The 3,807-nt window shown below is 57.8% G+C and carries 3 protein-coding genes; 1 reads left to right on the plus strand and 2 read right to left on the minus strand.

Annotation, left to right across the window (positions count from 1 at the left end):
• Positions 1-79: 79 nt before the first annotated feature.
• Together ltrA and CKO15_RS13515 are read right to left on the minus strand one after the other, a co-directional pair.
• Positions 80-1,774, minus strand: a complete 1,695-nt coding sequence (gene ltrA, locus CKO15_RS13510) for a group II intron reverse transcriptase/maturase (RefSeq protein ID WP_200197307.1) — start codon at positions 1,772-1,774, stop codon at positions 80-82.
• Positions 1,775-2,297: 523 nt separating this feature from the next.
• The gene (locus tag CKO15_RS13515) at positions 2,298-3,362 is read right to left on the minus strand and encodes an RNA-guided endonuclease InsQ/TnpB family protein (protein ID WP_338036075.1); all 1,065 of its coding nucleotides are present in this window, start codon (positions 3,360-3,362) and stop codon (positions 2,298-2,300) included.
• Here CKO15_RS13515 and tnpA point away from each other — a divergent pair.
• Positions 3,361-3,777 carry an IS200/IS605 family transposase gene (gene tnpA, locus CKO15_RS13520; protein ID WP_200197311.1) on the plus strand — a complete coding sequence of 139 codons (417 nt, stop codon included), beginning with the start codon at positions 3,361-3,363 and terminating at the stop codon, positions 3,775-3,777. The genes CKO15_RS13515 and tnpA overlap by 2 nt on opposite strands.
• Positions 3,778-3,807: the final 30 nt, after the last annotated feature.

A 3,807-nucleotide genomic window follows, 5' to 3' on the forward strand; every position in this document is an offset into this window, starting at 1 on the left:
AGCACCGCCGGGTAGCAGGGAACCATCGCTGGTTCCCCGCCCCCTCAGAACCGTGCGTGCGAGTTTCCCCGCACACGGCTCAAGCAGGCTGCAAGGCATCCATTTGTCTCCTGTCTTTGGCATGTATCTGCTGATGGCAGAAAAGATGAACCAGTTGAAGGTTTTCGCGCTCATTAGAACCGCCATGCTTCCGCCTCACGACGTGATGCGTGTGCAGCTCTTCCCCGTTCAGCAAGGAGGCCCGACAGAGGGGGCATCCCCCTTTCTGTTTTCGGGCCAGGCCGATCAGCTTCGGCGGCAGATCATGAATCTTCCGCTTGCGCCTGGTTTCCCAGTAGTCTTTCAGCGAAGGGTCGTCTGGTGAGGCCGTGCCTGTAACCAGAATGTGCCGACGAATAGGAGTCCAGTTGAACATCAAAAGATGTGCGCCGGAGATCTTATCGCCAAACACCCACCGGTTTTTCGAGCCAGCCTTATAGTCAGACCAGTATCGCGTCGTGATCCACTTCCACGGCTTTAGGGGATGTTTATGCCGGGCGTACCGGTAGCAGCGCTCGTACATCCAGTGATCTAGATGATTGAACGTCGCCTTGGATACTACGGTGCGGTAATAGTTGGCCCAACCCCGGATAATTGGGTTGAGCGCTTTGAGGATTGGGCCTACGCCCTGACCTTTGTGGGAGATCCACACGGCCTTCATTTTCCTCTTCAGCTTCTTCACCGCCTCGTTGCTCGGCTTAATGATGAGCTTCCATCCATACTTGCTGGTCGCAGATGCAGGGTATTGGCGGATGTTGAAACCCAGAAAATCAAACCCCTCACTCAGGTGAACGATTTTGGTCTTCTCTTCTGAGATTGCCAGCCCACGCGGAGCCAGCCACGCCGCCATCTCTTCCTTTGCCGCTTCTGCATCTTCTTGGCTTTCGCAGAAGATTACGAAGTCATCGGCATAGCGAACAAAGTTCCGCTTGCCGATCGACGAACCCTGGTGATTAAACTTCATCCCGAGCGCCTCACCCATTCCATGGAGAGCGATGTTCGCCATCAGTGGGCTAACGACCCCGCCTTGCGGCGTACCTGTGTCGGTCGTATTGAAGCGACCATCCTGCATGTATCCTGCCTTCAGCCATTGCTTTAATAGTTCCCGAGCGGGAAATGAACCAATGGCCTTCAGCAGAGAGGCGTGCCCGATGTTGTCGAAGGCCCCTTTGATGTCGGCATCCACCACCCATTTCTTGCGGTTCTTTGGCGAGCAGATGGAGAAGATTTTGCCGATTGCGTCGTGGCATCCGCGCCCAGGACGAAAGCCGTAGCTCGATGCTTCGAACTTCGCCTCCCATTGCGGTTCCAGCGCGCTCATCACAAGGGCTTGCATCGCACGGTCAGCAACAGTTGGTATCCCCAGAGGGCGCTGCTTTCCGTTCGCTTTTGGGATGAACACCCGTCGTGCCGGTAGCGCTCGCCATGGCTGGTGTTGGAGCAAGTGTCCCACCAACTTGGCTCGCGCGTGCGGCGTCTTCACTACCAGCTTATCTACACCAGGAGTGTTTCGGCCACTGCTGAGTTGAGTTACTCGGCGCACGCTCAGGAGAGCGTTCGCCTTGCTTCTCAGCATTAGCCCCTGGAGGTATTTGACCTTTTTCAGGTCTCCCTCCCTGGATGCCCTGAAGATTCGGTGTCGCAAGTTGCGCACGACTGATTCGGTCTTCCGCCAGTCGACGGAATTCCAATCCAACCGCTCTTCGGTTACGTTTGCTTGACAGAGGTCAGGCATCTAACTTTTCCCTTGGATTAACGCTCTTGCACGTCGGTCTTCAGTCAACCCACCAGACTCACGTCAGCCACCTTTCGGTGCGAGGCATCACCTCTATCCAGCCGGTTATGTATTCCCGTTGCCTTTCGGCCGCTGGCCTTCGCTTCTTGAGTCCTCCTACTCCCGCTCGGGAATTCGGCCTTTCTTGCGATCGGCTTACTGCTAATGCAGACCCAGTCGGGGTTGCCACGTTCCGCACATTGGAGATTTGACCGGGGTGGGTGCCCTCTGTACGCCGGGAGCTTGGTGCTTCCACTTGCCTTGAAGCTACTGACAAGCCAATTGCTCCGAGTCATTGCCGTATCATCTACGTTTCGGCAACCAGCGGTAACGACGCGTCAAACAAGGATTCACTCACGTTCACCCGTCCGGTCTTCGCCTCGCCCGGTTCCGCCATGTAGATTGGTTTCCCCTTGGGCTTTCCCTCCTGCTTCGAACGATCAGTCACCATCACGCACGAGGAGAGTGGCGATAGGATTAAGCACTATCCTACGTTCATAGAACGACTCCTTTGAGCGACTTCGTGTCGCAAAGCCTCTTCCGCTTTGAGCTTGAGCAATTGATGGAAGGCCCCGCCAGCGGCATCAAGAATACCGCGGTTCAAGCCCCTCTTATGCTGACCGCCTTTGGCGGTCATGTTCCGAATGCTCAGGGCCTCTAGGCCCAAAGCGCTGAACTCGTTGATCAGTCGGGCAGAGACCTGATGGAGAAAGTCGTGGCGCTGATTGGCTACTTTACGATGCAGCCGGCGCAACTCATCGTACGCCTTGCGCAACCGGGTGGAGATGGGGAAGCCCCGACTCCTACCCGACGCCTTCTTGGCCGCCTCCTCCTTGCGGGAGATCTCGCGCTGTACGCCACGGATGGCATCCAAAGTACCGGCAAGATGGCGGGGGTTATCGATGGTCTCGGTGCCGTGCGCGGTCGCCACAGTGGCGAAGGTCTCCAAGCCCCAGTCGAGCCCGCCCATCTTCTCGCCGCACTGCCGCACCGGCTCGCAGTTCAGCGTGATGCTGGCATACCAGCGATCACCGCGCTTGATGATCTCGCAGGTCTTGGGTGTGCCAGGGGTGCGGGGTCTGCCCCGAACGGCGACCGCATTAACGCCGGAGAGACGCAGGGTGCCGTGCTGCATCTGCTCGTTGGTCAACAGCCGCCAGCCATCGCCGTGGGTCTTGTACCCCCAGCCCTTGAACCGGTGCAGGGGCTTGAAGCGGGGGAAGCCCGGCGTCTCGCCTCTCTTCACCCGGCGAAAGAAGTGCTGGAACGCCAGATCCAGGCGTTTGAGGGTGACCTGCTCAGACTGAGCATTGAGTCCACTCAGAAGTTTCGATTGGCTACGCCACTCGGTCAGCCGCTTGCACTGTGCCGAGAACCCCAACGACTCCTGCCGCTCGCTCCAAGCCCAGCGCCGCTCGGCGAGCGCCTCATTCCACAGCAAGCAGTGGACCCACCGCTGGTGTTCCAAGGCAGCAAGCTGGGCGGCTGTTGGGTAAAGCCGGTATGTGGCTTTGCGTTGGACCGTGCCCTCAGTATACTTGGTTGTTATGGGCTCGCAAGCACTGAAGAAACTATATCACTGCACCTTCCGACTTCAGTACCACTTGGTTGTGGTTACCAAGTATCGACGCCCGTGCATCACCCAACCGATGCTCTCCCGCTTAGAGGCAATCGCTCGGGCGACGACCGAAAAGTGGGAAGGCGAGGTGCTGGAGTTCAACGGCGAGCCCGACCATTTGCATCTACTCTTGGAGTTGACGCCGCGCACCGCCCCCTCCGCTTTCGTCAACAATCTAAAGACGGTGACCTCCCGACTCATCCGCAAGGAGTTCGGGGAGCATCTTCAGCAGTATTATTGGCGCGAACCGGTATTCTGGAGTCGCAGCTACTGCATCATTACCGTCGGTGGTGCGCCGCTGTCGGTCTTGAAGCAGTACATCGAACAACAGGAAGCCCCAGAGTAATGGCGCTGCGCGCCATGCGCCGCTTCACCA

The organism is Halorhodospira abdelmalekii (assembly GCF_016583625.1).
GTDB classification, from domain to species: Bacteria; Pseudomonadota; Gammaproteobacteria; order Nitrococcales; family Halorhodospiraceae; genus Halorhodospira; species Halorhodospira abdelmalekii.

Excerpts from the sequence above, each read along its gene's own strand:
- ltrA (WP_200197307.1), bottom strand. The coding sequence starts at position 1,774 with ATGCCTGACCTCTGTCAAGCAAACGTAACCGAAGAGCGGTTGGATTGG.
- tnpA (WP_200197311.1), top strand. The coding sequence starts at position 3,361 with ATGGGCTCGCAAGCACTGAAGAAACTATATCACTGCACCTTCCGACTT.